Raw genomic sequence first — 22,165 nt, 5'->3', positions numbered from 1 at the left:
GACCACTCACCACGCCGAACCGACACCGCTCCGTCCGTGAACCCGTCGACGGAGGGGTGCCGAGGCCGCTGCGCCCGGCCTCGGGGCCACCGCCTTCCCAGGGCCCCACGCAAGCCCTCACGCCTCCCCGCGCCGACCGGACCACTCTCCTCCGGCCACCACCAGATCACGCCCCACCACCTGAACCACCAGCCACCAAGACCCGACCACACACGCCTCCCCGCACTCCCCGCCCCACAGCCCCGCGCCCAAGCCACCCCACCTCACCAACTCGGCCGCGCCGACACCCCTCCGTCGACCACCAGGTCGTGTCCCGACCACCTCGAACACCAGCCGCCAAGACCCGACCACGCACGCCTCCCCGCACTGCCCCACAGCCCCGCGCCCAAGCCGCCCCCACCTCACCAACTCGGCCGCGCCGACACCCCTCCGTCGATCACCAGGTCGGTCCCGACCACCTGGAACCACCAGCCGCCGAGCCGCGACCACACACGCCCCCGGCACTCCCCGACCTCCGGATTCCTCCCTCCCCCGCCCCACAGCCCCGCACCCAAGCCACCCCCACCTCACCAACTCGGCCGCGCCGACACCCCTCCGTCGACCACCAGGTCGTGTCCCGACACCCAGGACGCCAGTCGGGAGGTCAGGAACACGCAGGCGTCGCCCACGTCCTCCGGTTGGCCGAGGCGGCCGAGTGGGGCCGCTGTTCGCCAGCGCCGGACACCCTCCGGCCAGGAGTCCGCCAAGCCCTCGCGGTCGATGAGGCCGGGGGAGACGGTGTTGACGCGGATGCCGTACACGCCGTACTCCAGGGCCGCCGAGCGCGCATGCATCACGACGGCGGCCTTGGCGGCGCCGTAATGGGCGTGCAGTGGCGCCGGCCGGCGGGCCTCGATCGAGGCGATGTGGGTCACGGAACCTCCCGCGCCGCGCTCCCGCATGACCTCCGCGGCGGCCTGCGTGCACGCGAAGACGCTGGACACGTTGGCGTCCAGGACGGCCCGCCACTCGGCCGCCGTCATGCCGGGCAGTTCCCGGACCGGCATGACGCCCGCATTGTTGATCAGTGCGGTCAGCCCGCCGCCCCACTCGGCCGCCTCGCCGACCACCCGCCGGCACACGTCCTCGTCGGTCAGGTCGCCCTGCAGTACGACGGCCCGCCGACCCAGCTCCTCGATCCGTGCGACCACCGCCCGCGCCGCCTCCACGGCCGTATGACAATGCACGGCGACCGCCGCGCCCTCCTCGGCGAAGCGCAGCGCGATGCCCCGGCCGATACCGCCGCTCGCACCCGTGACCAGGGCGACCTGTCCCTCCAGCAGTTTCATGGACGGCAGAGTTCCGCAATCCTGTCGGCCTCGTCCGGATACCGCGCCGTGAGCTCGGCCGCGTCCCCGTGCTCGTAGCCCTCGTAGGTGAACCCGGGGGCCATCGTGCACCCGAAGAACGTCCACGCCCCGCCCGCGACGACCCGCCCGCCCATCCAGGTGCCGGCCGGCACGGTCGTCTGGGGCTGCTGGCCGCCCAGTACGTCCGGTCCGAGCACCACCGTCCTGGACGTACCGTCCGGTGCGAGGAGCAGCAGCTCCAGCGGATCACCCAGGTAGAAGTGCCAGATCTCGTCGGTGGGCAGGCGGTGCAGGGCCGAGTGGTCGTCGGCCGTCAGCAGGGCGACGATCGCGGTCCCCTCCGGCCGTCCGTCGGCGCGCTCGGGGCCCGCCCAGGTCTGGCGGAACAGGCCGCCCTCGCGCGGGATCGGTTCCAGTCCGTAGTGCTCGACGAGGTCCTCAGGAGTCATTCGGGGAAGGCTACCGCCCGCCGCGGAAAGGCCAGTTGGGCCCACTTCTCGCGGCAGCACGGCCACCGGCCGGGCCGCCGCAGCGGGCCGGGTCCCGAAAGCCGGAATCGTCCGCGAGGCAGGAAAGCGGCATGATCGGAGGCATGGACGTCACGCTGCACCTCGCCCAGGACCCCAAGGCCGACGAGCTCCTCGGACGCTCCCCGCTCGCCGCGCTCGTCGGGATGCTGCTGGACCAGCAGGTCCCGATGGAGTGGGCGTTCAAGGGGCCCCGCACGATCGCGGACCGGCTCGGCGCCGACGACCTGGACGCGCACGAGATCGCCGTCATGGATCCGGACGCCTTCGCCGCGCTGCTCTCCGAGAAGCCCGCCGTGCACCGCTACCCGGGCTCCATGGCCAAGCGCGTCCAGCAGCTGTGCCAGTACCTGGTCGAGCACTACGACGGCAACGCCGAGCTCGTCTGGAAGGGCGTGGCCGACGGGCGTGAGCTGCTCAAGCGCCTCCAGGAGCTGCCCGGCTTCGGCAAGCAGAAGGCGCAGATCTTCCTCGCACTGCTGGGCAAGCAGCTCGGCGTACGGCCCGAGGGCTGGCGGGAGGCCGCGGGCGGATACGGCGAGGCGAACTGCCACCGTTCGGTCGCAGACATCGAGGGACCCGAGTCGCTGGCCAAGGTCCGGGCGCACAAGCAGGAGATGAAGGCGGCCGCGAAGGCCGCGAAGGCCGCCGGGAAATAGCCGTCAGCCGACCGGCTCCCAGAGGTGGCGGACCGCCCGCGGTGCGTCCAAGCATGGAACATGACCGAGCCATCGAGCGGCTCCTCCGCGGGCCCGCAGTACGACGACCGCAAGGTCCACGCCGCCGGACGCACGACGGGCCCGCATGAACCGGAGCCCCCGTTCGAAGGCCCCCTGCACGCCCTCTCCCGCGCCGCCTGGCAGGTCGTCCTGCTCACCGGCGTCGCCTCCCTGATCCTCGGCCTGCTGGTCCTGGTCTGGCCGGGCACCTCCCTGCTCGTGGTCGGCGTCCTCTTCGGCGTCTACCTCCTGATCAGCGGCGTCTTCCAGCTGGTCGCCGCGTTCGGCACCCACCGGACGACCGCCTTGCGCGTCCTCGCCTTCATCAGCGGCTCCCTGTCGATCCTGCTGGGCCTCTTCTGTCTGCGCGGCCCGATGCGGTCGATCCTGCTGCTGGCCCTGTGGATCGGCATCGGCTGGCTCATCCGCGGAATCACCCAGACCCTGGCCGCCGCCTCCGACAGCACCATGCCGGCCCGCGGCTGGCAGATCTTCCTCGGGATCGTGACCTTCCTCGGTGGGATCGTGCTGATCGACTCGCCGTTCGCATCGGTCGCCGTCCTCACCCTGGTGGGCGGCATCTGGCTGGTCGCGGTCGGCGTGGTCGAGATCGTCACCGCGGTCCGTATCCGCAGCCGGGCCCGGCAACTGCCGCGCACCCTTTAGGCCGTACCGGGTCCCCCGAACGGGCGGTTCTCGGCCCCGACATGCTGAAGGCGGGACAAAGCATGGGCAAATGACCTCTCGTGAGCACCGTACGAAGCCTCTCCCGCGGCCACGCCTGGCTGCGGACGCTCGTCCTGCTGCTCACCCTGCTGGTCCCGGGCGCCCACGTGGAGGCGCATGAGGCACCGCCCTCCGCCACGGAGATCGTCGAGTACGACGCCCTGGACGCGGCCGTGCGGCCACCGGCCGACGCCCTGCACCGCACCGTGGTGGCCCTGCGCCCCGCCCCGCTCCAGGCCCCGCCCCTCGACACCCCGGCGGACCGCCCCCTCCCCGTTTCGCCCCGGCCGCCGCACGCCCTGCACGCCCTGCGCTCCGTGGTCCTGCGCTGCTGACCGACCCCGGCCCCCGGAAAAGTCAGTCACCACGCAAGGAACCAGGGAACACAGCCATGCCCACCGACCCGTACGCGGTCCTGCGCGCCCTGCTGCGCGCCGAAGCCGCACGCAACGCGCCGAAGCAGAACCCGAAGAAGCCGGAACCCGAACAGCCCCCGAAGGAACGGGACCGCTGAATCCGCCGGCGGAGGCGGATGTTCCCCGTGAACCACCGCCTCCGCCGGGCCGGCGCTCGCCGTCCACAGCCTGTGCGTAACACCCGTACGGATCCTTTGCCCCGATTTGCAACTTCTTTTCGGTCCCCGCACTGCGTCGCCATGGCTGCGCCCGGAAGGTCTTGACCGGTAGGCTTTCCGTGTGATCTTCAAGCGCATCGGAAACGGCCGGCCGTACCCCGACCACGGCCGGGAAAGCACCCGGCAGTGGGCGGACGTCGCGCCGCGCCCGGTCCGCCTCGATCAGCTCGTCACCACCAAGGGACAGCTCGACCTGGAGACCCTCCTGGCCGAGGACTCGACCTTCTACGGCGACCTGTTCGCTCACGTCGTCAAGTGGCAGGGCGACCTGTATCTCGAGGACGGCCTCCATCGCGCGGTGCGGGCCGCGCTGCAGCAGCGCCAGGTGCTGCACGCGCGCGTGCTCGAACTCGACTGACGCACAGCCCGAAGGCCTGCCGGTGACGGCTTGGCCCTTTCGGGTTCACCTGTGCGGCCTCGAATGATCATCTAGTAGGCATCGCCGCCCGGGCGCACTACGCTGCGCTCATGAGCATGCTGACTCCCCCGGGCATGGGTGGTAAGTACCGGATCACGGGGGACAAATACCCACGGATGCGCAGGCGCCGGCGCGGCAGGCTCGGAGTCGCCCTGGTGGCCTCCGTCGCCGCACTCGGCCTGGTCGGCTGGGGCACGCTGCAGCTCATCGACCTCTTCACCGGCGGCGGCGAGAAGGCCTCGGCGGCCGGCCCCAAGGCGGACTGCAGGGCCAAGGCGAGCCCGTCGGCCGACACCAAGAAGGCCGCCCTGCCCAAGCCCGGCACGATCACCGTCAACGTCTACAACGCCACGGACCGCAGCGGTCTGGCCAAGAACACGGCGGACGAGCTGCAGAAGCGCGGCTTCAAGATCGGCGATGTGGGCAACGCGTCCAAGGAGTTCGACAAGAAGGTCAAGGGCACCGGCATACTGCTCGGCGCCCCGTCCGCCCTGAACAGCTCGCTGCCCGTGCTCGCCACGCAGCTCGCCGGCGCCGAGAAACGTGCCGACGCCCGCAAGGGCACCGCCGTCGACCTGATCCTCGGCACAGCCTTCAAGAACCTCACCCCGAAGGCAGCCGCGGACCAGGCCCTGGCGGCACTGGCCAATCCCCAGCCGAGCCCGAGGTCTTCAACGAAGCGCTGCTGAGAGCGCCCCGTCAGGGGCGCGGGGAACGGCGCGACCAGCCACAACGGACCTGCAGCCGCAAGAGATCCGCACCCCCTACGGCGAAACGGCGAACCCTATTCAGCCGCCCCGTAGAGGCGATCCCCCGCATCCCCCAGCCCCGGCACGATGTACCCGTGCTCATTGAGCCGCTCGTCGACGGCCGCCGTCACGACCGTCACCGGCGTCCCCGCCAACTCACGTTCCATGAGCTCGACCCCCTCGGGGGCCGCAAGAAGCACCACCGCAGTCACATCGTCCGCCCCGCGCTTGATCAGCTCCTGGATCGCCGCGACCAGCGTGCCGCCCGTGGCCAGCATCGGGTCCAGGACGTACACCTGACGCCCGGAGAGGTCCTCGGGCATACGCGAGGCGTAGGTCGACGCCTGCAGCGTCTCCTCGTTGCGGATCATGCCGAGGAAGCCCACCTCGGCCGTCGGCAGCAGCCGGACCATGCCGTCGAGCATGCCGAGCCCGGCCCGCAGGATCGGCACCACCAGGGGGCGCGGGCGGGCGAGCTTGACGCCGGTGGTCGGCGAGACCGGCGTCGTGATGTCGACCTGTTCGGTGCGCACGTCACGCGTGGCCTCGTAGGCGAGCAGGGTGACCAGCTCGTCGGCGAGACGGCGGAAGGTCGCGGAGTCGGTGCGCTGGTCGCGCAGCGTGGTGAGCTTGTGGGCGACCAGGGGGTGGTCGACGACGTGGAGACGCATGCCCTAACAGTAACCGCGCCTCAGTAACGCCCACCCGTCTCCCACCACCGCCCGGCTCGAGAGGGCTTCGCCCTCACCGCTTGGATCCGAGCTGGCATCAAACCGCCCATCAGAGGGAAAGTGGGAGGACGTACCGGGGGGTGGTGTGACTGTGCCTGACCTGCCTGAGCGTGAAACCCGAGAGGACTCGCCGTCGGCCGAGACCGATGCCGAGCGCCGGCGCCGCAGGGCCCAGTTCCTGCGTGACCTCGCCGAAGCCCGTGAGCTGCGGGACCGTGTGCAGCCCAGGCGGGCGAAGACCGCGCGGCTGCGCCACGCCATGCGCATGCGCACCTTCCGCTGGTAGCTCGGGGGTCCGACTCGGGACGCGCCTGAGGGCAACCCGTTGCGTGCACACGCCGATCGCCGCGTACGATCCCGCTCGTGGCCGATCAAAGACGGCGGACACAGGGTGCCGAAGACGTCCCCTGAACGCCTTGTTTCTGCCACGATTCCGAGTGGGTGGGGCTCGGAGCACAGCTCTCCCCGCCCTGAGCCCCGCCGGGGGGACCTCCAACCGGCACGCCTAAGACCAGTGGGAGAGTCACGGTGTACTTCGCCGCACTGCTCGCGCGCACCGAAGACGGGTGGGAAGCGAGCGACACAGAGCTCGACGATGTGGAAACCCTGTCGGATCTGGCCGATCTCGCCCGGGAAGCCTCGACCGAGGACGACACGGTGCTCATCCTGATCGAGCAGGAAGAAACCTGGTTCGGGGTCGTCCGCGTCGACGGCGAGGACGACCCTCGTATCTACGTCTCGGACGCCGCCGCCGCTGCCCGCAGCAGCTACGGCGAGATCCTGCTCACCGACGAACTGCTCGGAAGGGAGCCCGGCGACGACGACGCCGACCTGGACTCCCTCGACCTCGACGGCACCGAGGACGGTGAGGACGAGGAGGACGGCGACGAGGACACGCCGTCCGCCGAGTCCGTGCCGCACAGCCCCGTCGGGGACGCCGAGATCCTCGACGACCTCGGCGTCAGCGCCAAGGAGCTGCGCTCCCTCGACGAGGACGCCCTCAACACGATCGCCGAGGCCCTGGGCGCCTCGGAGGTCCTGGAGACCGTCCGCTGACCGCTGCAGCGACCCAAGGAGGCACCCCCGACCCGGTACGCGACCGCTGGCGGGCCGCGATGCGGCTCGCCCTGGACGAGGCCGGACGGGCCGGCACCGACGTGCCCGTGGGCGCCGTCGTACTGGCCTCGGACGGTACGACCGTGCTCGGCGCCGGACACAACGAACGCGAGGCCACCGGTGATCCGACGGCGCACGCCGAGATCCTCGCCATCCGCCGGGCCGCGGCCGACCTCGGGGAGTGGCGGCTGTCCGGCTGCACCCTCGTCGTCACGCTGGAGCCCTGCACGATGTGCGCGGGCGCGCTCGTGCAGTCCCGGGTGGACCGGGTCGTCTACGGCGCCCGCGACGAGAAGGCCGGCGCGGCCGGCTCCCTCTGGGACGTCGTACGCGACCGCAGGCTCAACCACCGCCCCGAGGTGATCGAGGGCGTACTCGCCGAGGACTGCGCCCGGATCCTCACAGAATTCTTCCGCTCCCGCTGAAGACCGGCCCCTGTACACCGACCCCCGAATACCGATTTCAGAGCACTGCCCGGCGTGCTGTAAGGTCTCCCTCGGTAGCGTGTCCGAGCGGCCGAAGGAGCTCGCCTCGAAAGCGAGTGTGGCGCAAGTCACCGAGGGTTCAAATCCCTCCGCTACCGCTTTGGGAAGGGCCCCGTCGAGAGACGGGGCCCTTCGTGCGATCATGTGCGGTCGTGGGGCAAGAGTGACTGGGGAGGCCGCAATGGCGGTGAATGCCAAGAAGATCGCCGTCTATGTGCTCGTGGTCTTCGCGCTGTACGTCATCATCACGGACCCGGCCAAGGCTGCCGACTACGTCCAGATAGGGTTCGAGGGCATATCGGACGCCGCCAAGGCCATAGGCGACTTCTTCACCTGGCTCGCCAACGGCGCCCACTAGGCCGCAGCTAGGAGCGCACATGATCCGCCATCTCGTCCTGTTCAAGCTCGACGAGGGCGTCGAGCGCGACGACCCGCGCGTCCTGGAGGGCGTCGACGCCTTCCGGTCGCTGGACGGGAAGATCCCCGAGATCCGCTTCTGGGAGCTGGGCTGGAACATCAGCGACCGCCCCATCGCGTACGACTTCGCCATCAACTCCGGCTTCGACGACGCGGCCGCGCTGCGCCGCTACGTCGAGCACCCGGAGCACCAGGCGGGCGTGACGCTGTGGAAGGAGTTCTCCACCTGGGTGATCGCCGACTACGAGTACTGAGCCGGACCCCGCTGGGCCCTGCGCCGGAAAGGCGCAGGGCCTTTATGCGTATTGAGTCCCAACTTGCCCTCAACACGGCGTTATGCGGTGCTTGCACACAGTGCACATCTCTTGTGATGCTATGACCGCTTTTGCCGAATCCGTTGATCGATTGTGAGGTGGAGTTGACCGTGCCGGCCAGTACTGCGCCTCAAGCACCGCCCCTGGAGGCCCCCGAGGCCCCACCGGAGCCCGCACCGCCGCGCAGCCGCGGCGCCGACACCCGGGCCCTCACCCAGGTGCTCTTCGGCGAACTCAAGGAGCTCGGACCGGGCACGCCGGAGCACAACCGGGTGCGCGGGGCGCTCATCGAGGCCAACCTCCCGCTCGTGCGCTACGCGGCCGCCCGCTTCCGCTCCCGCAACGAGCCGATGGAGGACGTGATCCAGGTCGGCACCATCGGGCTCATCAACGCGATCGACCGCTTCGACCCGGACCGCGGGGTGCAGTTCCCGACCTTCGCGATGCCGACCGTCGTCGGCGAGATCAAGCGCTACTTCCGGGACAACGTCCGCACGGTCCATGTCCCGCGCCGTCTGCACGAGCTGTGGGTGCAGGTCAACAGCGCGACCGAGGACCTGACGACCGCCTTCGGGCGCACCCCGACGACCGCGGAGATCGCCGAACGGCTGCGCATCACCGAGGAGGAGGTGCTCTCCTGCATCGAGGCCGGCCGCTCGTACCACGCGACCTCCCTGGAGGCCGCCCAGGAGGGCGACGGGCTGCCGGGGCTCCTGGACCGGCTCGGCTACGAGGACCCGGCCCTGGACGGCGTCGAGCACCGCGACCTCGTCCGCCATCTCCTCGTACAACTCCCGGAGCGGGAACAGAGAATCCTTCTTCTTCGGTACTACAGCAATCTCACCCAGTCGCAGATCAGTGCGGAACTCGGCGTCTCCCAGATGCATGTCTCACGGCTACTCGCGCGTAGCTTCCAGCGGCTGCGATCCGCAAACAGGATCGAGGCGTAACCGTCACGAGCGAATCGCTCACCAGGGACGTTCCCGACAGTTCTGCGCTGAAAAAGCATCAGACCCCCTTTTTCCAGGGCCGATTCGTGTCTCGCATGTCGACATGTCACTACAGCGTGTTGCCGACATGTGACATTCTTCCCCAAGCGCGTTTGCCGCGGCTTCGGCTCCGGTATTCAGGTGAAGGCTGAACTCCTCGCCAGGGGAGGCTCGGCCACGACCGTCCCGCGACCCAGAGGGGGTGGCATGTCCGCAGACCAGGGCAGCTCGAAGGTGCTCACGCTCACGAAGAGCGCGTCCGCGCCCGCCGACGCCGTGCCCGGCTCCATCGACGAGATGGCAGCCGTCGACACCGCACCGGCCCCGGCCCTTACGGCCGCTGACATCCCGGCCCCCCCGGCCTCGGATGCCATCGACACCCGCACCCTGTCCCGCTCCCTTTTCCTGCGGCTCGCCGCACTCGACGAGACCAGCCCCGAGCGCGCGTACGTCCGGGACACCCTGATCGAGCTCAACCTCCCGCTGGTGCGCTACGCGGCGGCCCGCTTCCGCTCGCGCAACGAGCCGATGGAGGACATCGTCCAGGTCGGCACCATCGGCCTGATCAAGGCGATCGACCGCTTCGACTGCGAACGGGGCGTGGAGTTCCCGACCTTCGCGATGCCGACGGTCGTCGGTGAGATCAAGCGGTTCTTCCGCGACACCTCGTGGTCGGTGCGGGTCCCGCGCCGGCTGCAGGAGCTGCGCCTGGCCCTCACCAAGGCCAGCGACGAGCTCTCCCAGAAGCTGGACCGCTCCCCGACCGTGCCCGAACTCGCCGCCGTGCTCGGCGTCTCCGAGGAGGACGTGGTCGACGGCCTCGCGGTGGGCAACGCGTACACCGCCTCCTCGCTGGACTCCCCGGCGCCCGAGGACGACGGCGGCGAGGGCTCCCTCGCGGACCGGCTCGGCTACGAGGACACCGCCCTGGAGGGCGTCGAGTACCGCGAGTCCCTCAAGCCCCTGCTGGCCAAGCTCCCGCCCCGGGAGCGGCAGATCATCATGCTCCGCTTCTTCGCCAACATGACCCAGTCGCAGATCGGCGAGGAGGTCGGCATCTCACAGATGCACGTCTCCCGGTTGCTGACCCGGACGCTGGCGCAGCTGCGGGAGGGGCTCATCTCCGACTGAGCCCTTCCTTCCTGACGGAGTGTCAGCCACACTGGCGCGATGCTTCGGACGACATGGACACCTGGCCGTCGAGGCGCCGTGATCGGCGCGTCGGCGGCCGTCGTCTGCCTGGGCGCCGCGCTGGCCTCGTGCGGGGGCGGCGGGGCGGAGGGTTACGTCGCCACCGGGCCTGTGGGCGGTGCACCTCAGGCGTCCGGTACGACCCTGACGCCGACGGGCGGGGTGACGTTCGTACCGCTGGACGCACCGCGGAGGGACAGCGGGGCCGCCCCTGTGGCCGAAAGCAACGCCGTGCCCGGGAGCGGGACTTCGCCCAGCACCCCGGCAGCGGCGCCCACAGGAGACGGCAGCCCGTCGGGCGACAGCGCCAAGTCCGGTCCTACGACGACGTCTTCGCCGTCACCGACGACAACCCCCAGCCGCCCGGCACCCGCCGGGCCCGCCGTTCTCACCTGGAGCGACCCGGCCCGCAAAGCCACCGACAAGCGCTGGTGCGAGGACGTCACGCTGGACTTCGCCAACTCCGGCGGCAGCGCGGTGCGTTCCGGCAGTGTGACCTTCGGGACGCACATCATCGGGGCGCTCGGCATCGACTGGGGGACGGTCGGGTCGACCGTCGGGCTTCCGGTGCCGATCGGGGCCGGGGTGCGGAAGGAGAAGACCTGGACGGTGTGTGTCGACGCGTGGCGCGTGCCGCTCGGCATGCACATCGAGACGCGGGACGTCACCGTCCGGTGGGAGTAGCGGTACGCCCTACTTGAGCGCCAGCCAGGCGACGGCCGCCACGACCGCCACGGCCACGACGATGCCGACGATCAGGCCGATGCGCGGTCCGGCCGACGCGGGCGCCTGCTGCTGACGGCGGCCCTGCGGGCCCTCGTCGACGAACGCGCGGAACATCTGGGTGCTGCCTGCGGGGTCGTGGTTGCCCTGGGGGCCCTGGGGGTTAGCCATAGCCCGAGACCCTAGCGAATCACCGGTTGTGGCCCAAGTGGGGGGCGGTTCTCAGCCACATCCCCCTTCACCTGCGTATTTACGCTCGCAATACTTGCCTTTGCCAAGTTTTTATCCGCCATCCGGACCATTTTATTTGCCTGCAGCAACCAACGACTTCTATGGTTGCCCCAAGCAACGAATGCGGGAGGTGTGATGGCCGAGCGGGCGCAGTACGAGGAGCTGCTGAGGCAGTTCAGCGGCTTCGGCGCGGTCAAGCGGGAGCTCGGGCGGATCATGCCGTCCGACTGCTCCAGCGGCAGCGCCGCGGTGCTGATCCTGCTCGGACGCCACGGCGACATGCGGATGAGCAGGCTCGCCGAGCTGCTGGCCGTGGACATGTCGGTCACCAGCCGCCATGCCGCCCACCTCGCCGAACGCGGCTGGATCGACCGGTCCCCCGACCCGGCGGACAAGCGGTCCCGGATCCTGCACCTCACGCCCACGGGCCTGGCTCAGCTGGAGGCGCTGTCCGAGCGGACCACCCAGCTGCTGGCCGAGCGGCTCGCCGATTGGAGCGACGAGGAGGTCGCCCAGCTCAGCAGGCTCATGGAACGCCTGCGGGCCAGCTTCGACGACTGCCGCGCCCTGCCGCCCCGGCTCCCGCCCCCCGCACGCGAACTCGAACCGACCACCCGTACACCCGCAAGCACTTAAGAGAAGGAAGCCCATGGCAACGACCACACCAGCCGGTGTGCGGGCTCATGCCAAGCACGGGGGAGGCTCCGCCGAGCACGCCCCGATGACGCACCGGCAGATCATGGAGGCCATCTCCGGTCTGCTGCTCGGCATGTTCGTGGCGATCCTGTCGTCGACGATCGTCACCAACGCCCTGCCGCGCATCATCAGCGACCTCGGCGGCGGCCAGTCCGCCTACACCTGGGTCGTCACCGCCTCGCTGCTGGCGATGACCGCGACCACTCCCCTGTGGGGCAAGCTCGCCGACCTGTACAGCAAGAAGGCCCTCGTCCAGATAGCCCTGGTCATCTACGTCCTGGGGTCCGCGGCCGCGGGTCTCTCCCAGAACGCCGGCATGCTGATCGCCTGCCGTGTCGTCCAGGGCATCGGCGTCGGCGGCCTGTCCGCCCTCGCCCAGATCGTCATGGCCGCGATGATCTCCCCGCGCGAGCGCGGCCGCTACTCCGGCTACCTCGGCGCCACCTTCGCCGTCGCCACCGTCGGCGGCCCGCTGCTCGGCGGCGTCATCACCGACACCAGCTGGCTCGGCTGGCGCTGGTGCTTCTACGTCGGTGTCCCCTTCGCCGTCCTCGCGCTGATCGTGCTGCAGAAGACGCTGCACCTGCCGGTCGTGAAGCGGGACGTGAAGGTCGACTGGGGCGGCGCCTTCTTCATCGCCGCTGCCGTCTCGCTGCTGCTGGTCTGGGTCACCTTCGCCGGTGACAAGTACGACTGGCTGTCCTGGCAGACGTACACGATGGTCGGCGGTTCGATCGTCCTCGGTCTGGTCTTCGTGCTCGTCGAGTCCAAGGCGAGCGAGCCGATCATCCCGCTGCGGCTGTTCCGCAACCGCACCATCACCCTCGCGTCGCTGGCCTCGCTGTTCGTCGGTGTCGCGATGTTCACCGGCACGGTCTTCTTCAGCCAGTACTTCCAGCTGGCGCGGGACAAGTCGCCGACCATGTCGGGCGTCATGACGATCCCGATGATCGGCGGTCTGTTCGTGTCGTCGACCGTCTCCGGTCAGTTCATCACCCGCACCGGCCGCTGGAAGGCCTGGCTGATCAGCGGTGGTGTGCTGGTGACGGCCGGGCTGGGCCTGCTCGGCACCATCCGCTACGACACGGCGTACTGGAAGATGTCGATCTTCATGGCGCTGCTGGGGCTCGGCATCGGCATGATGATGCAGAACCTGGTGCTGTGCACGCAGAACCAGGTCGACCCGGGCGACCTCGGCTCCGCCAGCTCCACGGTCACCTTCTTCCGCTCGCTCGGCGGTGCGGTCGGCGTGTCCGCGCTGGGTGCGGTGATGGCCCACCGGATCACGCACTACGTCAAGGACGGCATCGCCGCCCTCGACCCGCAGTACCGTGCCGCGCTGGCCGGTGCCGGCTCCTCCACCGACAGCATCCCGGACCTGGGCAAGCTCCCGGCGCCGCTGCGCACCCTCATGGAGAGCGCCTACGGCCACGGCATCGCCGATGTCTTCCTGATCGCCGGCGCCCTCGCGGCCGTCGCGTTGCTGATCACCCTGTTCATCAAGGAGGTCCCGCTGAAGACCAAGGGCGCGCTGGCGCAGGCCGCTGCCGCGAACGAGACGCCGGCCGAGTCGGGGGCCGCTCCGGCCGCCGTCGAGGCCCCGGCCGCGGGTGCCGCCGAGAAGGTCCCGAGCTGGGCCGTGTCGGACACCGAGGTCGCCGCCGACGGCACGCAGCGGCTGGCCGCCGTGGCCACCCTCGCCCGGCCCGAGGAGTCGGCCGGTTCCGGCGGGATCCCGGTGCGCGGCTTCGTCCGCGGCAACGAGGGCGCGCCGGTGCCGCAGGCCGCCGTCACGCTGATCTCGCTGGCCGGACGGCAGCTGGGCCGGTCGGTCGCGCAGGCCGACGGCTCCTACGCCGTCGAGGCGCCGAGTGTGGGCAGTTACGTCCTGATCGCCGCCGCCGACGGTTTCCAGCCGCAGGCGTCCACGGTCGTGGTGAACGGTGAGCCTCTCTCGTACGACATCCTGCTCAGCGGCACCAGCGGGCTGAGCGGTGTGGTGCGGGCCGCCGAGACCACGCTGCCCGTCAAGGACGCGATGGTCATCGTGACCGATGTCCGCGGAGAGCTGCTGGCCACCGCGGCCACCGGTGAGCAGGGCGAGTTCTCCCTCGCGGAGCTGGTGCCCGGGACCGTGACCGTCGCGGTGAACGCCGCCGGGTACCGGCCGCGCGCCCTGCCCGTCGAGGTGGGCGGCGCCGGCGTCACCCGTATCGAGATCGACCTCGACTCGGGCGCCCAGCTGCAGGGCGTGGTCCGCGCCCCGCACGGTCCGCTGGCCGACGCCCGGGTCACCCTGGTCGACGCGGCGGGCAACGTGGTCGGGACGGCCACCACCGGCGCGGACGGGGCCTACGCCTTCACCGACCTGAACGGCGGCGACTACACGGTCATCGCCACGGGCTACCCGCCGGTCGCGACCGCCCTGACGGTGAACGGCCGCGGAGTCGACGACCACGACATCGAACTGGCCCATCCGGGCGAGTAGTTCGGTACTCCGGCCCGTGGCGGACGGCGTGCGCGCTCTGAGCGGAGGTGCGCGCCCGGCGCCACGGGCCGGTCTCTTCACGACCGGCTTTACGAGCAGTTGCACTGCAGGCAGAAACGGGAGTCAAGATGGGCCTGACCGCGAAGATCCGTACGCGGGACGGATGGGCCGTGTCGCACGCGGTCGTCACGGTGACCGACATGACCGGCACGCAGGTGCTGCGCGCGGAGGCGGACGCCGACGGAGCCGTACGGGACGCCACCGAGCTCGCTCCGGGCGCGTACACCGTCATCGTCACGGCCGTCGGGTATGCGCCCGTGGCCTCCAGCGCGCTCGTCACGGCGAGCGGGCGGGCCGAGCTGGGCGCGGTGACGCTGGCCCGGCAGGGCGGCACGGAGCTGCCGCCGCCCGGGCCGTGGACCATCGACCCGGCGCACTCCTCGGTGGGCGCGGTCGCCCAGCACCTGGGGATCTCCAGCGTGCACGGGCGGTTCACGGAGTTCGCCGGGCGCGTCGAGATCGCCCCGGACGAGGTGGAGAAGTCGCGTGTCGAGGCGGTGATCCGGGCCGCGTCCATCGACACGGGCAACGGCATGCGCGACGACCATCTGCGCTCGCCGGACTTCCTGGACGTCGAGAGGCATCCGGAGATCAGCTATCGGTCGACGGGTCTCACGGCCTCGGGCTCCGACCGCTGGACCGTGCACGGCGAGCTGACCCTGCACGGGGTCGTACGGCCGGTGGACCTGGACCTGGCGTACCTGGGCACGGGCGCCGACCCGTGGGGCGGGACGCGCGCCGCGTTCCGGGCGACGACGGAACTGCGCCGCGAGGACTTCGCCATGAACTACAACCAGGTGATCCAGGCGGGTATCGCCGCGATCGGCACGACCCTGAAGGTGGAGCTGGACATCCAGGCGGTGCAGGGGGAGTCGCTGCCGCAGGTCTGAGCGTGGGCGTAGGCACGGCAGGGGCAGGCTGGTCGGGCCGCACGGGCCTAGGCTGGCGCCATGGCACCGAACATCGCGACCAACACCCGCGTCTCCCTCGACGAACTGCTGGACTTCGTACGCCCCCGCCATCGCGCGATCCTGCTGACGCGCAGGGCCGACGGCAGCCCGCAGGCCTCGCCGCTGACCTGCGGGGTCGACGACTCGGGGCGGATCGTCGTCTCCACCTACCCCGAACGGGCCAAGACCCGCAACGCCAAGCGGGACGAGCGGGTCAGCCTCGTCGTGCTGAGCGACGACTGGAACGGGCCGTGGGTCCAGGTGGACGGCACGGCCGAGGTCATCGACTCGCCGGACTCCGTGGAACCGCTGGTGGAGTACTACCGGAACATCGCGGGTGAGCACCCGGACTGGGACGAGTACCGGGAGGCCATGGTCAAGCAGGGCAAGTCGATCATCCGGGTCACACCGCAGAAGTGGGGCCCGGTGGCCACCGGCGGCTTCCCGGCACGGCTGTCGTCCGGGGACTAGCCACCAGCGGCCTCGGTCACTCGACGGACGGAGTCCGGCGCGGCGCCCCGAAGCCTGCGAAGCAGCGCGAGGGGCGCAGAAGGAAGAGGCGGGGCCCGGTGGCCACCGGCGGCTTCCCGGCACGGCTGGCTTCCGGGGAGTAACGCGTCAGCCCCGGGCCACCATCGCCTCGATGCCCGCCACCAGCAGGTCCAGGGCGAAGTCGAAGTCCCGCTCCCACATCTCGTGCACGGTGTCGCCGCCGCGGGCCGCCATGATGTCCTCGGACTCCTTGACGACCTCGGCGGCCTGCGGGTCCTGCGTCACCGCGCTCATGGCGTGCTTGAAGTACTCGTCCGGGGTCATGCCGAAGTCGGCGCTGCGGGCGTTGAAGTGGCCCTCGATCGTGCCGAAGCCGTACACGAACTGGAAGACGGACGAGATGGCCGCCGCCAGGCCGTGCGTGGGCAGTCCGGTACGGCGGATGACCCGTTGCACGACACGGGCGAAGGCCAGGTTGTTCGGGCCGATGTTGAGGAAGGTACCGGCCAGCGGCGACAGCCAGGGATGGCGGACCAGCAGCGAGCGGTACTCCCTGGCCAGCGCGCGCAGCTGCTCGCGCCAGTCCTCGTCGGCGTCCGGCTCCGGCAGGGCCATCTCGCCGAAGGCCGCGTCCAGGGCGAGTTCGAGGAGGTCGTCCTTGGTGTCGACGTACCAGTAGACGGACATCGCGGTGACGTTCAGCTCGGCCGCCAGCCGGCGCATGGAGAACTTGGCCAGCCCCTCCGCGTCGAGCAGGCGGACGGTCACCTCGGTGATCCGGTCCCGGTCGAGCCCCGACGGCTGCCCGCCACGACCGCCCCGGCGGACCTTGCCCTCCAGCCACACACTGGTCCGCGCCGCCCGCTCGGCTGCCCTCACCATTGGCGCACCTTCCTCGAGCTACGTTTCATTGATCACGATGCCAGACGGCAGCCGCCGCAAGGGGCGCGGGACTGCGTCGACATGCGGCTCCGCCGCGTGAGCGCAGACGACCACCGGGCCACCCGAGCTACCGGGCGACCACCACCCCCGAGTCTGCCCGCTCAGCCCGCCGCAGCAACGCCGCCGCCACGAACCCACCCAGCAGTACCGCCACCGCTCCCACCAACTGCCCCGTCTGCAACCCCGCGGCCAGCCCTGCCGACGGCACCCGGGAGCTGAGCACCGCCCCGAGCACCGCAACCCCCAGCCCGTTCCCGAACTCCGCCAAGGTCCCGTTGATCCCGGCCCCCACCCCCGCCTTCTCCGGAGGAATCGCGCTCATGATGGCGTGCGCCATCGCCGGGTTGGCGACCGCACAGCCCCCACCGATCAGCAACAGCCCCACCAGCGTCCCCGCATAACCCCCGGAGTCCAGCAGCGCGATGGACACCAGCCCTCCCGCCATCAGCACCATCCCCAGCGCAATGGACACCGGCGTTCCGAGCCCGGCAGCCCACTTCGCGGACAGCCCCGAGAAGTTCAGCGCGACGACCGTCAACGCGAGCGGCGCCGTCCGCAGACCGGCCTCCAAGGGGCCGTAACCCAGTACGAGTTGCAGATGCTGGGTGAGCAGGAACAGCGCGCCGCCCATGCCGAAGGTGATCAGCACCGCACCGGCGACCGCACCCGTGAACCGCCGGTCCCTGAAGAAGTGCAGGTCGAGCATGGGGTACGGGATCCGGGTCTCCCAGTACGCGAAGACAGCCAGGACCAGGACGGCGACGGCCGCCGTGCCGAGGACCCGTCCCGACGTCCACCCGTGCTCCGGCCCGGAGATGATCGCGAACACCAGCGCGGCCATGCCGATCGTGGAGAGCAGAGCGCCGAGGAGGTCGGGGCGGTCACCGCGCGGACTCCGGGACTCCGGGACCAGGGCCACGACCGCCATCAGCCCCAGCGCCACCACCGGCAGGTTGACCAGGAAGACCGCTCCCCACCAGAAGTGGTTCAGCATGAACCCGCCGAGCAGTGGGCCCGCCGCGAAACCGAGCGCGTTGACCGCCGCCCAGATGCCGATGGCCTTCGGTTGCTCCTCGGCCGTGAAGATCTGCATCGCCACGGCCAGAGTCGTGGTCAGCAGCAGCGCACCGCCCACGCCCATGCCGGCCCGCGCGGCGATCAACTGCCCTGTGCTGCCCGCCAGTCCGGCCGTCAGCGAACCGACCCCGAACAGGGCCAGGCCCGCGACCAGCATCTTCTTTCGGCCGTAGCGGTCCGCTGCGCTGCCGGCCGTGAGCAGCAGACCGGACTGGACGAGCGAGTAGGCGTTGATCATCCACTGGATGTCGGAGGTGGCCGCGCCCAACTCCCTGGTGAGGGAGGGGATCGCCACGTTCAGGACGGTGTTGTCGAGTAGCACGGTGAGCTGGGCGAGACAGATGACACCGAGGATCAGCCAGCGCCGGGGGTGGCCCTGCGGCCGGTTCTGCGGGGACGTAGACATGCCATACACCGTATAGCTGGTCGCTATACGGTGTACAACACCTTTCCCCGCCCCCTGTCGGCCGCCGACTGCTAGCCGCTCGCCTTCTGCGTCAGGTCGTAGAAGGTCGACGAACCGACCGTCACCTTCTTGAAGTTCTTCTCGACCCACGACGTGATCTGTGAAGACGTACCGCTGCTGCTGCCGCCCCTCATGCCGCCGCCGGTGCCGCCGGAGATGAAGTAGTGGATCCTGCCGTCTTCCACGTACTTCTTGAACTGCGCGAGGGTCGGCGACGGGTCGGTGCCGTTGAAGCCGCCGATCGCCATGACCGGGTCGCCGGTGGAGAGCTGATAGCTCGCCGCGTTCTGCGCGCCGACGGCCGCCGCGACCCAGGTGTACTGGGACGCGTTCGCCTCCAGCAGCTTCTTGGCCTGGGAGGAGACGGACGCGCCGTTCAGCAGGCCGCCGACGCCACCGCCGCCGCCCATACCGCCGCCCGTCCGACCGCCGGGCATACCGCCCTGCTGGTTCGTTCCGCCGCCCGGGAAGCCGTTGCCGTTCTGGGTGTTGCCGTTGCCGTTCTGCAGGTTCTGCCGGCCCGGCAGGCCACCGCCGCCGAAGCCGCCCCGCAGGCCACCACCGCCGGGGCCGCCCCGGCCGCCCCCCATCATGCTCGCGCCGGCCGGGCCCGCCGTGACGATGGAACCGGTGTGCGCACTGTTCACGGTGGACAAGGTGTACGCGGTCGGGCCGGCCAGCGAGGCCAGGATGCCCAGGGCGGCCGCGCCGAGGGCGAGCTGCCGGCTGATCCGGCCCGCGAAGATCAGGCCGAGCGCGGCGACCAGGCCGCCGACCAGGACCAGGTACTTCAGCCAGGGCAGATAGTCCGAGGTCCGGTTGAGGAGTACGTAGCCCCAGGCGGCGCTCGCCACGACCGCGGCCGCGAGGGTGAGGGACGCCCAGGTCTCGCGCCGCCTCTCCCACAGGAGCGCGGAGCCCATGCCGACCACGGCGGCGAGGTAGGGAGCCAGGGCCACCGTGTAGTACTGGTGGAAGATGCCCGCCATGTAGCTGAAGACCACCATGGTCAGGAGCAGCGAGCCGCCCCAGACCAGGAACGAACCGCGGGTCACGGAGGTCCGCCGGTACTTGCGCGTGGCCACCAGGCCCGCGACGAGGAGGATCAGCGCGGCCGGCAGCAGCCAGGAGATCTGGCTGCCGACCTCGGAGTTGAACATCCGGTTCCAGCCGGTCGCCCCCCACATGCCGGTGCCTCCGCCACCGCCGCCGACGCTGCCGGTCTCGTTGCCGCTCAGGCGCCCGAAGCCGTTGTAGCCGAAGGTCAGCGAAAGGAAGCTGTTGTCCTGCGAGCCGCCGATGTACGGACGGGAGGAGGCGGGCCACAGCTCGACGATCGCGACCCACCAGCCGCCGGCCACCACCAGCGCGGCCGTCGCCGCGGCCAGCTGCCCGAGGCGCTTCTTGAGCGACACCGGCGCGCAGACCGCGTAGACGATCGCAAGGGCCGGAAGGATGAGGAAGGCCTGCAGCGTCTTGCCGAGGAACGCGAACCCGATCGCGACACCGGCCCACACCAGCCACTTCGTACGGCCGTCCTCCACGGCCCGGACCACGAAGCAGCAGGCTACCGACATCAGCAGCGCCAGCATGGCGTCCGGGTTGTTGAACCGGAACATCAGCGCCGCGACGGGAGTGAGCGCGAGCACCGCGCCCGCGATCAGCCCGGCCGCGGGGCTGAACCGGCGGCGCACGGACGCGTACACGACGGCGACCGTCGCCATGCCCATCAGGACCTCGGGGACGAGGATCGCCCACGAGTTGAGGCCGAAGATCCGGACCGACAGCTCCATCGGCCACAGCGAGGCCGGGGGCTTGTCGACGGTGATGGCGTTGCCCGCGTCCAGCGAGCCGAAGAAGAACGCCTTCCAGCTCTTGCTCCCGGCCTGGACGGCCGCCGAGTAGAAGGAGTTGGCGTAACCGGAGGCGCTCAGGTTGTAGAGGTAGAGCAGGCCGGTGGCGAGCAGCAGGCCGAGGAAGGCCGGGCGCACCCAGCGGGGGTCCTCGGGGCGGCCGCGCCGGAGTCTGCGGACGAAGGGCTGCTCGGGCCGGCCCGATCCGGGAGCCGGGGCGGCCTGCGGAGCAACGGGCTCCGGCCCGTCCGTGGTCGCCGCCGGTGGCGGGCCCCACGCGGAGGGACCCGGCTGGGTCGTCCGGTCGTAGTGCATGGTCATGGTCAGTCCCTCGGGTCGGTGTCGGTCGGGCGCACCGGCTGCAGATGCAGGGTGGCGTCCTCCCAGCGCTGGTCCGCGACTTCACCGGCGCGGAACTGGGTGGTCCGGTACGGGTTCGGCTGCGCGACCGGACGCTGCGGGAGCGGCTGGTACGGCTGCTGGTGCCGGGTGTACTGGGGGGCCGTGGTGTACGTCGGCGAGGTGGGGCCGTGCTCCGGCGTGTGCGAGGCCGGCACGGTGGACGGCTCGCTGTCCCGCCGGTCGGAGAACACCCAGGCGCGGAAGAGCAGGAAGCGCAGCACGGTCGCCGCGAGGTTGGCGGCGACGAGCACCGCCAGCTCGGTGGAGTGCCCGGGGTCGGAGGTCGCCGCGTTCAGGGCGGCGAGCGAACCGCTGGTCAGCGCGAGGCCTATGCCGAAGACGACCAGGCCCTGCGCCTGGTGCCGGACGGCGCCGCCGCTGCCGCGCACTCCGAAGGTGAGGCGCCGGTTGGCCGCCGTATTGGCGACGGCCGAGACCAGCAGGGCCAGCGCGTTGGCGACCTGCGAGCCGCCGAACTGCCGGAAGAGGCTGTAGAGAACGAGATAGAAGAGGGTCGACAGACCGCCGACGACACAGAACCCGACGAGCTGGCGGGCCAGCCCCTTCGGCACGTCCTGGATGTCGCGGTCGCGCGGGTCGTCGCCGAACGGCCGGGTGATCCGGTCCAGCGGCAGCGACCCGGTGGCCAGCGCCTTGCCCACCCGCCACACGCCCTTGAGGTCCTCGGTCGCCGTCTTCACGATGTGGACGGTGGAGTCGGGGTCGTCTACCCAGTCGACGGGCACCTCGTGGATACGGAGCCCCGCGCGCTCGGCGATGACCAGCATCTCGGTGTCGAAGAACCAGCCGGTGTCCTCGACCAGCGGCAGCAGCACCTGCGCGACATCACGCCGGATCGCCTTGAAGCCGCACTGCGCGTCGGAGAAGCGGGCCTGCAGCGAGCCGCGCAGGATCAGGTTGTACGCCCGGCTGATGAACTCCCGCTTGGGCCCGCGCACCACGCGGGAGGAGCGGGCCAGCCGGGAGCCGATCGCCAGGTCCGAGTGACCGGAGATCAGCGGCGCCACCAGGGGCAGCAGTGCGTTGAGGTCGGTGGAGAGGTCCACGTCCATATAGGCGAGGATCGGCGCCTCGGAGGCGGACCACACGGTCCGCAGGGCGCGACCGCGGCCCTTCTGCTCCAGTCGGAAGTTGGAGACCTCGGGGATCTCCGTCTCCAGCCGCGCCGCCACCAGCGGGGTGGTGTCGGTCGACGCGTTGTCCGCGATCGTGATCCGGAACGCGTACGGGAACGTGCGCTTGAGGTGGTCGTGCAGTCTCAGCACACACGGCTGGAGGTCCTTCTCCTCGTTGTAGACGGGGATCACTACGTCCAGGACAGGCGTACCGGCGTCGCCGGCCGGGAGGTGCTCCCGCGCCGGCAGGGTGCCGGGAGAAGAGTCGGTTCGCATGGAAACGA

At 70.7% G+C, this 22,165-nt stretch carries 26 protein-coding genes and 1 tRNA gene; 19 read left to right on the top strand and 8 right to left on the bottom strand.

The window, feature by feature from the left end; all coding sequences use genetic code 11:
* Positions 1-566: 566 nt before the first annotated feature.
* Both ACFY1E_RS09045 and ACFY1E_RS09040 read right to left on the bottom strand, forming a co-directional pair.
* Complete coding sequence (locus tag ACFY1E_RS09045) at positions 567-1,328, bottom strand: SDR family NAD(P)-dependent oxidoreductase (protein ID WP_389073142.1); 762 nt, start codon at positions 1,326-1,328, stop codon at positions 567-569.
* The gene (locus tag ACFY1E_RS09040; RefSeq protein WP_389073139.1) at positions 1,325-1,798 is read right to left on the bottom strand and encodes a cupin domain-containing protein; all 474 of its coding nucleotides are present in this window, start codon (positions 1,796-1,798) and stop codon (positions 1,325-1,327) included. The genes ACFY1E_RS09045 and ACFY1E_RS09040 overlap by 4 nt, the downstream gene beginning before the upstream one ends.
* 143 nt (positions 1,799-1,941) lie before the next feature.
* On the opposite strand from ACFY1E_RS09040, the gene ACFY1E_RS09035 reads away from it, so the two are divergent.
* The 6 genes from ACFY1E_RS09035 to ACFY1E_RS09010 all read left to right on the top strand — a co-directional run bounded on the left by ACFY1E_RS09035 (position 1,942) and on the right by ACFY1E_RS09010 (position 5,062).
* On the top strand, positions 1,942-2,535 hold the full coding sequence (locus ACFY1E_RS09035) for an HhH-GPD-type base excision DNA repair protein (RefSeq protein WP_389073137.1): 594 nt from the start codon (positions 1,942-1,944) through the stop codon (positions 2,533-2,535).
* Between the two features lie 60 nt (positions 2,536-2,595).
* Complete coding sequence (locus ACFY1E_RS09030) at positions 2,596-3,261, top strand: HdeD family acid-resistance protein (RefSeq protein ID WP_389073135.1); 666 nt, start codon at positions 2,596-2,598, stop codon at positions 3,259-3,261.
* Positions 3,262-3,341: 80 nt separating this feature from the next.
* On the top strand, positions 3,342-3,656 hold the full coding sequence (locus ACFY1E_RS09025; protein WP_389073133.1) for a hypothetical protein: 315 nt from the start codon (positions 3,342-3,344) through the stop codon (positions 3,654-3,656).
* A gap of 56 nt (positions 3,657-3,712) precedes the next feature.
* Positions 3,713-3,835 (top strand): hypothetical protein, encoded by a 123-nt coding sequence (locus ACFY1E_RS09020; RefSeq protein WP_389073130.1) that lies wholly within the window; start codon positions 3,713-3,715, stop codon positions 3,833-3,835.
* Positions 3,836-4,016: 181 nt separating this feature from the next.
* A complete protein-coding gene (locus ACFY1E_RS09015; RefSeq protein ID WP_003999914.1) occupies positions 4,017-4,313 on the top strand; it encodes a type II toxin-antitoxin system VapB family antitoxin in 297 nt (98 codons plus the stop codon).
* Positions 4,314-4,423: 110 nt separating this feature from the next.
* On the top strand, positions 4,424-5,062 hold the full coding sequence (locus ACFY1E_RS09010; protein WP_389073128.1) for a LytR C-terminal domain-containing protein: 639 nt from the start codon (positions 4,424-4,426) through the stop codon (positions 5,060-5,062).
* A gap of 95 nt (positions 5,063-5,157) precedes the next feature.
* Here the strand turns inward: ACFY1E_RS09010 and upp are convergent, their stop codons facing one another.
* Positions 5,158-5,793: a uracil phosphoribosyltransferase gene (gene upp, locus ACFY1E_RS09005; protein WP_351477528.1), complete on the bottom strand. Its 636-nt coding sequence runs from the start codon at positions 5,791-5,793 to the stop codon at positions 5,158-5,160.
* A gap of 151 nt (positions 5,794-5,944) precedes the next feature.
* On the opposite strand from upp, the gene ACFY1E_RS09000 reads away from it, so the two are divergent.
* The 9 genes from ACFY1E_RS09000 (at position 5,945) to ACFY1E_RS08960 (ending at position 11,049) form a co-directional block, all read left to right on the top strand.
* Entirely contained in the window at positions 5,945-6,139 is a 195-nt protein-coding gene (locus ACFY1E_RS09000; protein ID WP_266957400.1) for a hypothetical protein, read from the top strand.
* Between the two features lie 242 nt (positions 6,140-6,381).
* Positions 6,382-6,909, top strand: coding sequence for a hypothetical protein (locus ACFY1E_RS08995; protein WP_389073125.1), 528 nt, complete (start codon positions 6,382-6,384; stop codon positions 6,907-6,909).
* A gap of 59 nt (positions 6,910-6,968) precedes the next feature.
* A complete protein-coding gene (gene tadA, locus ACFY1E_RS08990; protein WP_389073124.1) occupies positions 6,969-7,394 on the top strand; it encodes a tRNA adenosine(34) deaminase TadA in 426 nt (141 codons plus the stop codon).
* A 73-nt stretch (positions 7,395-7,467) separates the two neighbouring features.
* Positions 7,468-7,552: transfer RNA gene (locus ACFY1E_RS08985), tRNA-Ser, on the top strand.
* A gap of 83 nt (positions 7,553-7,635) precedes the next feature.
* Complete coding sequence (locus ACFY1E_RS08980) at positions 7,636-7,812, top strand: hypothetical protein (protein WP_232655055.1); 177 nt, start codon at positions 7,636-7,638, stop codon at positions 7,810-7,812.
* A 19-nt stretch (positions 7,813-7,831) separates the two neighbouring features.
* Positions 7,832-8,125, top strand: coding sequence for a Dabb family protein (locus ACFY1E_RS08975; RefSeq protein ID WP_389073121.1), 294 nt, complete (start codon positions 7,832-7,834; stop codon positions 8,123-8,125).
* Between the two features lie 170 nt (positions 8,126-8,295).
* Positions 8,296-9,135 carry an RNA polymerase sigma factor SigF gene (locus tag ACFY1E_RS08970; protein ID WP_389073119.1) on the top strand — a complete coding sequence of 280 codons (840 nt, stop codon included), beginning with the start codon at positions 8,296-8,298 and terminating at the stop codon, positions 9,133-9,135.
* Between the two features lie 246 nt (positions 9,136-9,381).
* A complete protein-coding gene (locus ACFY1E_RS08965; RefSeq protein ID WP_389073117.1) occupies positions 9,382-10,305 on the top strand; it encodes an RNA polymerase sigma factor SigF in 924 nt (307 codons plus the stop codon).
* 39 nt (positions 10,306-10,344) lie between these two features.
* Positions 10,345-11,049 (top strand): hypothetical protein, encoded by a 705-nt coding sequence (locus tag ACFY1E_RS08960; protein WP_389073114.1) that lies wholly within the window; start codon positions 10,345-10,347, stop codon positions 11,047-11,049.
* Between the two features lie 9 nt (positions 11,050-11,058).
* Here the strand turns inward: ACFY1E_RS08960 and ACFY1E_RS08955 are convergent, their stop codons facing one another.
* Positions 11,059-11,259, bottom strand: a complete 201-nt coding sequence (locus ACFY1E_RS08955; protein WP_030938614.1) for a hypothetical protein — start codon at positions 11,257-11,259, stop codon at positions 11,059-11,061.
* 195 nt (positions 11,260-11,454) lie between these two features.
* On the opposite strand from ACFY1E_RS08955, the gene ACFY1E_RS08950 reads away from it, so the two are divergent.
* From ACFY1E_RS08950 to ACFY1E_RS08935, 4 genes are all read left to right on the top strand, one after another.
* Positions 11,455-11,955, top strand: a complete 501-nt coding sequence (locus ACFY1E_RS08950; protein WP_389073112.1) for a MarR family winged helix-turn-helix transcriptional regulator — start codon at positions 11,455-11,457, stop codon at positions 11,953-11,955.
* A gap of 13 nt (positions 11,956-11,968) precedes the next feature.
* The gene (locus tag ACFY1E_RS08945) at positions 11,969-14,503 is read left to right on the top strand and encodes an MFS transporter (RefSeq protein ID WP_389073110.1); all 2,535 of its coding nucleotides are present in this window, start codon (positions 11,969-11,971) and stop codon (positions 14,501-14,503) included.
* A gap of 128 nt (positions 14,504-14,631) precedes the next feature.
* The gene (locus ACFY1E_RS08940) at positions 14,632-15,453 is read left to right on the top strand and encodes a YceI family protein (RefSeq protein WP_389073108.1); all 822 of its coding nucleotides are present in this window, start codon (positions 14,632-14,634) and stop codon (positions 15,451-15,453) included.
* A 60-nt stretch (positions 15,454-15,513) separates the two neighbouring features.
* A complete protein-coding gene (locus ACFY1E_RS08935) occupies positions 15,514-15,984 on the top strand; it encodes a PPOX class F420-dependent oxidoreductase (protein ID WP_389073106.1) in 471 nt (156 codons plus the stop codon).
* A gap of 147 nt (positions 15,985-16,131) precedes the next feature.
* Here the strand turns inward: ACFY1E_RS08935 and ACFY1E_RS08930 are convergent, their stop codons facing one another.
* The 4 genes from ACFY1E_RS08930 to ACFY1E_RS08915 form a co-directional block, all read right to left on the bottom strand.
* A complete protein-coding gene (locus tag ACFY1E_RS08930; RefSeq protein WP_389073104.1) occupies positions 16,132-16,887 on the bottom strand; it encodes a TetR/AcrR family transcriptional regulator in 756 nt (251 codons plus the stop codon).
* 127 nt (positions 16,888-17,014) lie between these two features.
* Positions 17,015-18,430: an MFS transporter gene (locus ACFY1E_RS08925; RefSeq protein WP_389073101.1), complete on the bottom strand. Its 1,416-nt coding sequence runs from the start codon at positions 18,428-18,430 to the stop codon at positions 17,015-17,017.
* A gap of 71 nt (positions 18,431-18,501) precedes the next feature.
* A complete protein-coding gene (locus ACFY1E_RS08920; RefSeq protein WP_389073100.1) occupies positions 18,502-20,664 on the bottom strand; it encodes a glycosyltransferase family 39 protein in 2,163 nt (720 codons plus the stop codon).
* Between the two features lie 2 nt (positions 20,665-20,666).
* The gene (locus ACFY1E_RS08915) at positions 20,667-22,157 is read right to left on the bottom strand and encodes a glycosyltransferase (RefSeq protein ID WP_389073098.1); all 1,491 of its coding nucleotides are present in this window, start codon (positions 22,155-22,157) and stop codon (positions 20,667-20,669) included.
* Positions 22,158-22,165: the final 8 nt, after the last annotated feature.

This window comes from Streptomyces sp. NPDC001604 (genome assembly GCF_042893475.1).
Lineage (GTDB): Bacteria > Actinomycetota > Actinomycetes > Streptomycetales > Streptomycetaceae > Streptomyces.
This window is presented reverse-complemented; position numbering and strand designations above follow the sequence as displayed.

Bases quoted from the DNA above. Each gene is read 5' to 3' on its own strand.
- ACFY1E_RS08925 (WP_389073101.1), bottom strand. From the start codon at position 18,430: ATGTCTACGTCCCCGCAGAACCGGCCGCAGGGCCACCCCCGGCGCTGG.
- ACFY1E_RS08940 (WP_389073108.1), top strand. From the start codon at position 14,632: ATGGGCCTGACCGCGAAGATCCGTACGCGGGACGGATGGGCCGTGTCG.
- tadA (WP_389073124.1), top strand. From the start codon at position 6,969: ATGCGGCTCGCCCTGGACGAGGCCGGACGGGCCGGCACCGACGTGCCC.
- ACFY1E_RS08980 (WP_232655055.1), top strand. From the start codon at position 7,636: ATGGCGGTGAATGCCAAGAAGATCGCCGTCTATGTGCTCGTGGTCTTC.
- ACFY1E_RS09020 (WP_389073130.1), top strand. From the start codon at position 3,713: ATGCCCACCGACCCGTACGCGGTCCTGCGCGCCCTGCTGCGCGCCGAA.
- ACFY1E_RS08975 (WP_389073121.1), top strand. From the start codon at position 7,832: ATGATCCGCCATCTCGTCCTGTTCAAGCTCGACGAGGGCGTCGAGCGC.
- ACFY1E_RS09040 (WP_389073139.1), bottom strand. From the start codon at position 1,798: ATGACTCCTGAGGACCTCGTCGAGCACTACGGACTGGAACCGATCCCG.
- ACFY1E_RS08965 (WP_389073117.1), top strand. From the start codon at position 9,382: ATGTCCGCAGACCAGGGCAGCTCGAAGGTGCTCACGCTCACGAAGAGC.
- ACFY1E_RS08955 (WP_030938614.1), bottom strand. From the start codon at position 11,259: ATGGCTAACCCCCAGGGCCCCCAGGGCAACCACGACCCCGCAGGCAGC.
- ACFY1E_RS08950 (WP_389073112.1), top strand. From the start codon at position 11,455: ATGGCCGAGCGGGCGCAGTACGAGGAGCTGCTGAGGCAGTTCAGCGGC.
- ACFY1E_RS09030 (WP_389073135.1), top strand. From the start codon at position 2,596: ATGACCGAGCCATCGAGCGGCTCCTCCGCGGGCCCGCAGTACGACGAC.
- ACFY1E_RS09035 (WP_389073137.1), top strand. From the start codon at position 1,942: ATGGACGTCACGCTGCACCTCGCCCAGGACCCCAAGGCCGACGAGCTC.
- ACFY1E_RS08945 (WP_389073110.1), top strand. From the start codon at position 11,969: ATGGCAACGACCACACCAGCCGGTGTGCGGGCTCATGCCAAGCACGGG.
- ACFY1E_RS08915 (WP_389073098.1), bottom strand. From the start codon at position 22,157: ATGCGAACCGACTCTTCTCCCGGCACCCTGCCGGCGCGGGAGCACCTC.
- ACFY1E_RS09010 (WP_389073128.1), top strand. From the start codon at position 4,424: ATGAGCATGCTGACTCCCCCGGGCATGGGTGGTAAGTACCGGATCACG.
- ACFY1E_RS09045 (WP_389073142.1), bottom strand. From the start codon at position 1,328: ATGAAACTGCTGGAGGGACAGGTCGCCCTGGTCACGGGTGCGAGCGGC.
- ACFY1E_RS08960 (WP_389073114.1), top strand. From the start codon at position 10,345: ATGCTTCGGACGACATGGACACCTGGCCGTCGAGGCGCCGTGATCGGC.
- ACFY1E_RS08930 (WP_389073104.1), bottom strand. From the start codon at position 16,887: ATGGTGAGGGCAGCCGAGCGGGCGGCGCGGACCAGTGTGTGGCTGGAG.
- ACFY1E_RS08935 (WP_389073106.1), top strand. From the start codon at position 15,514: ATGGCACCGAACATCGCGACCAACACCCGCGTCTCCCTCGACGAACTG.
- upp (WP_351477528.1), bottom strand. From the start codon at position 5,793: ATGCGTCTCCACGTCGTCGACCACCCCCTGGTCGCCCACAAGCTCACC.
- ACFY1E_RS08920 (WP_389073100.1), bottom strand. From the start codon at position 20,664: ATGACCATGCACTACGACCGGACGACCCAGCCGGGTCCCTCCGCGTGG.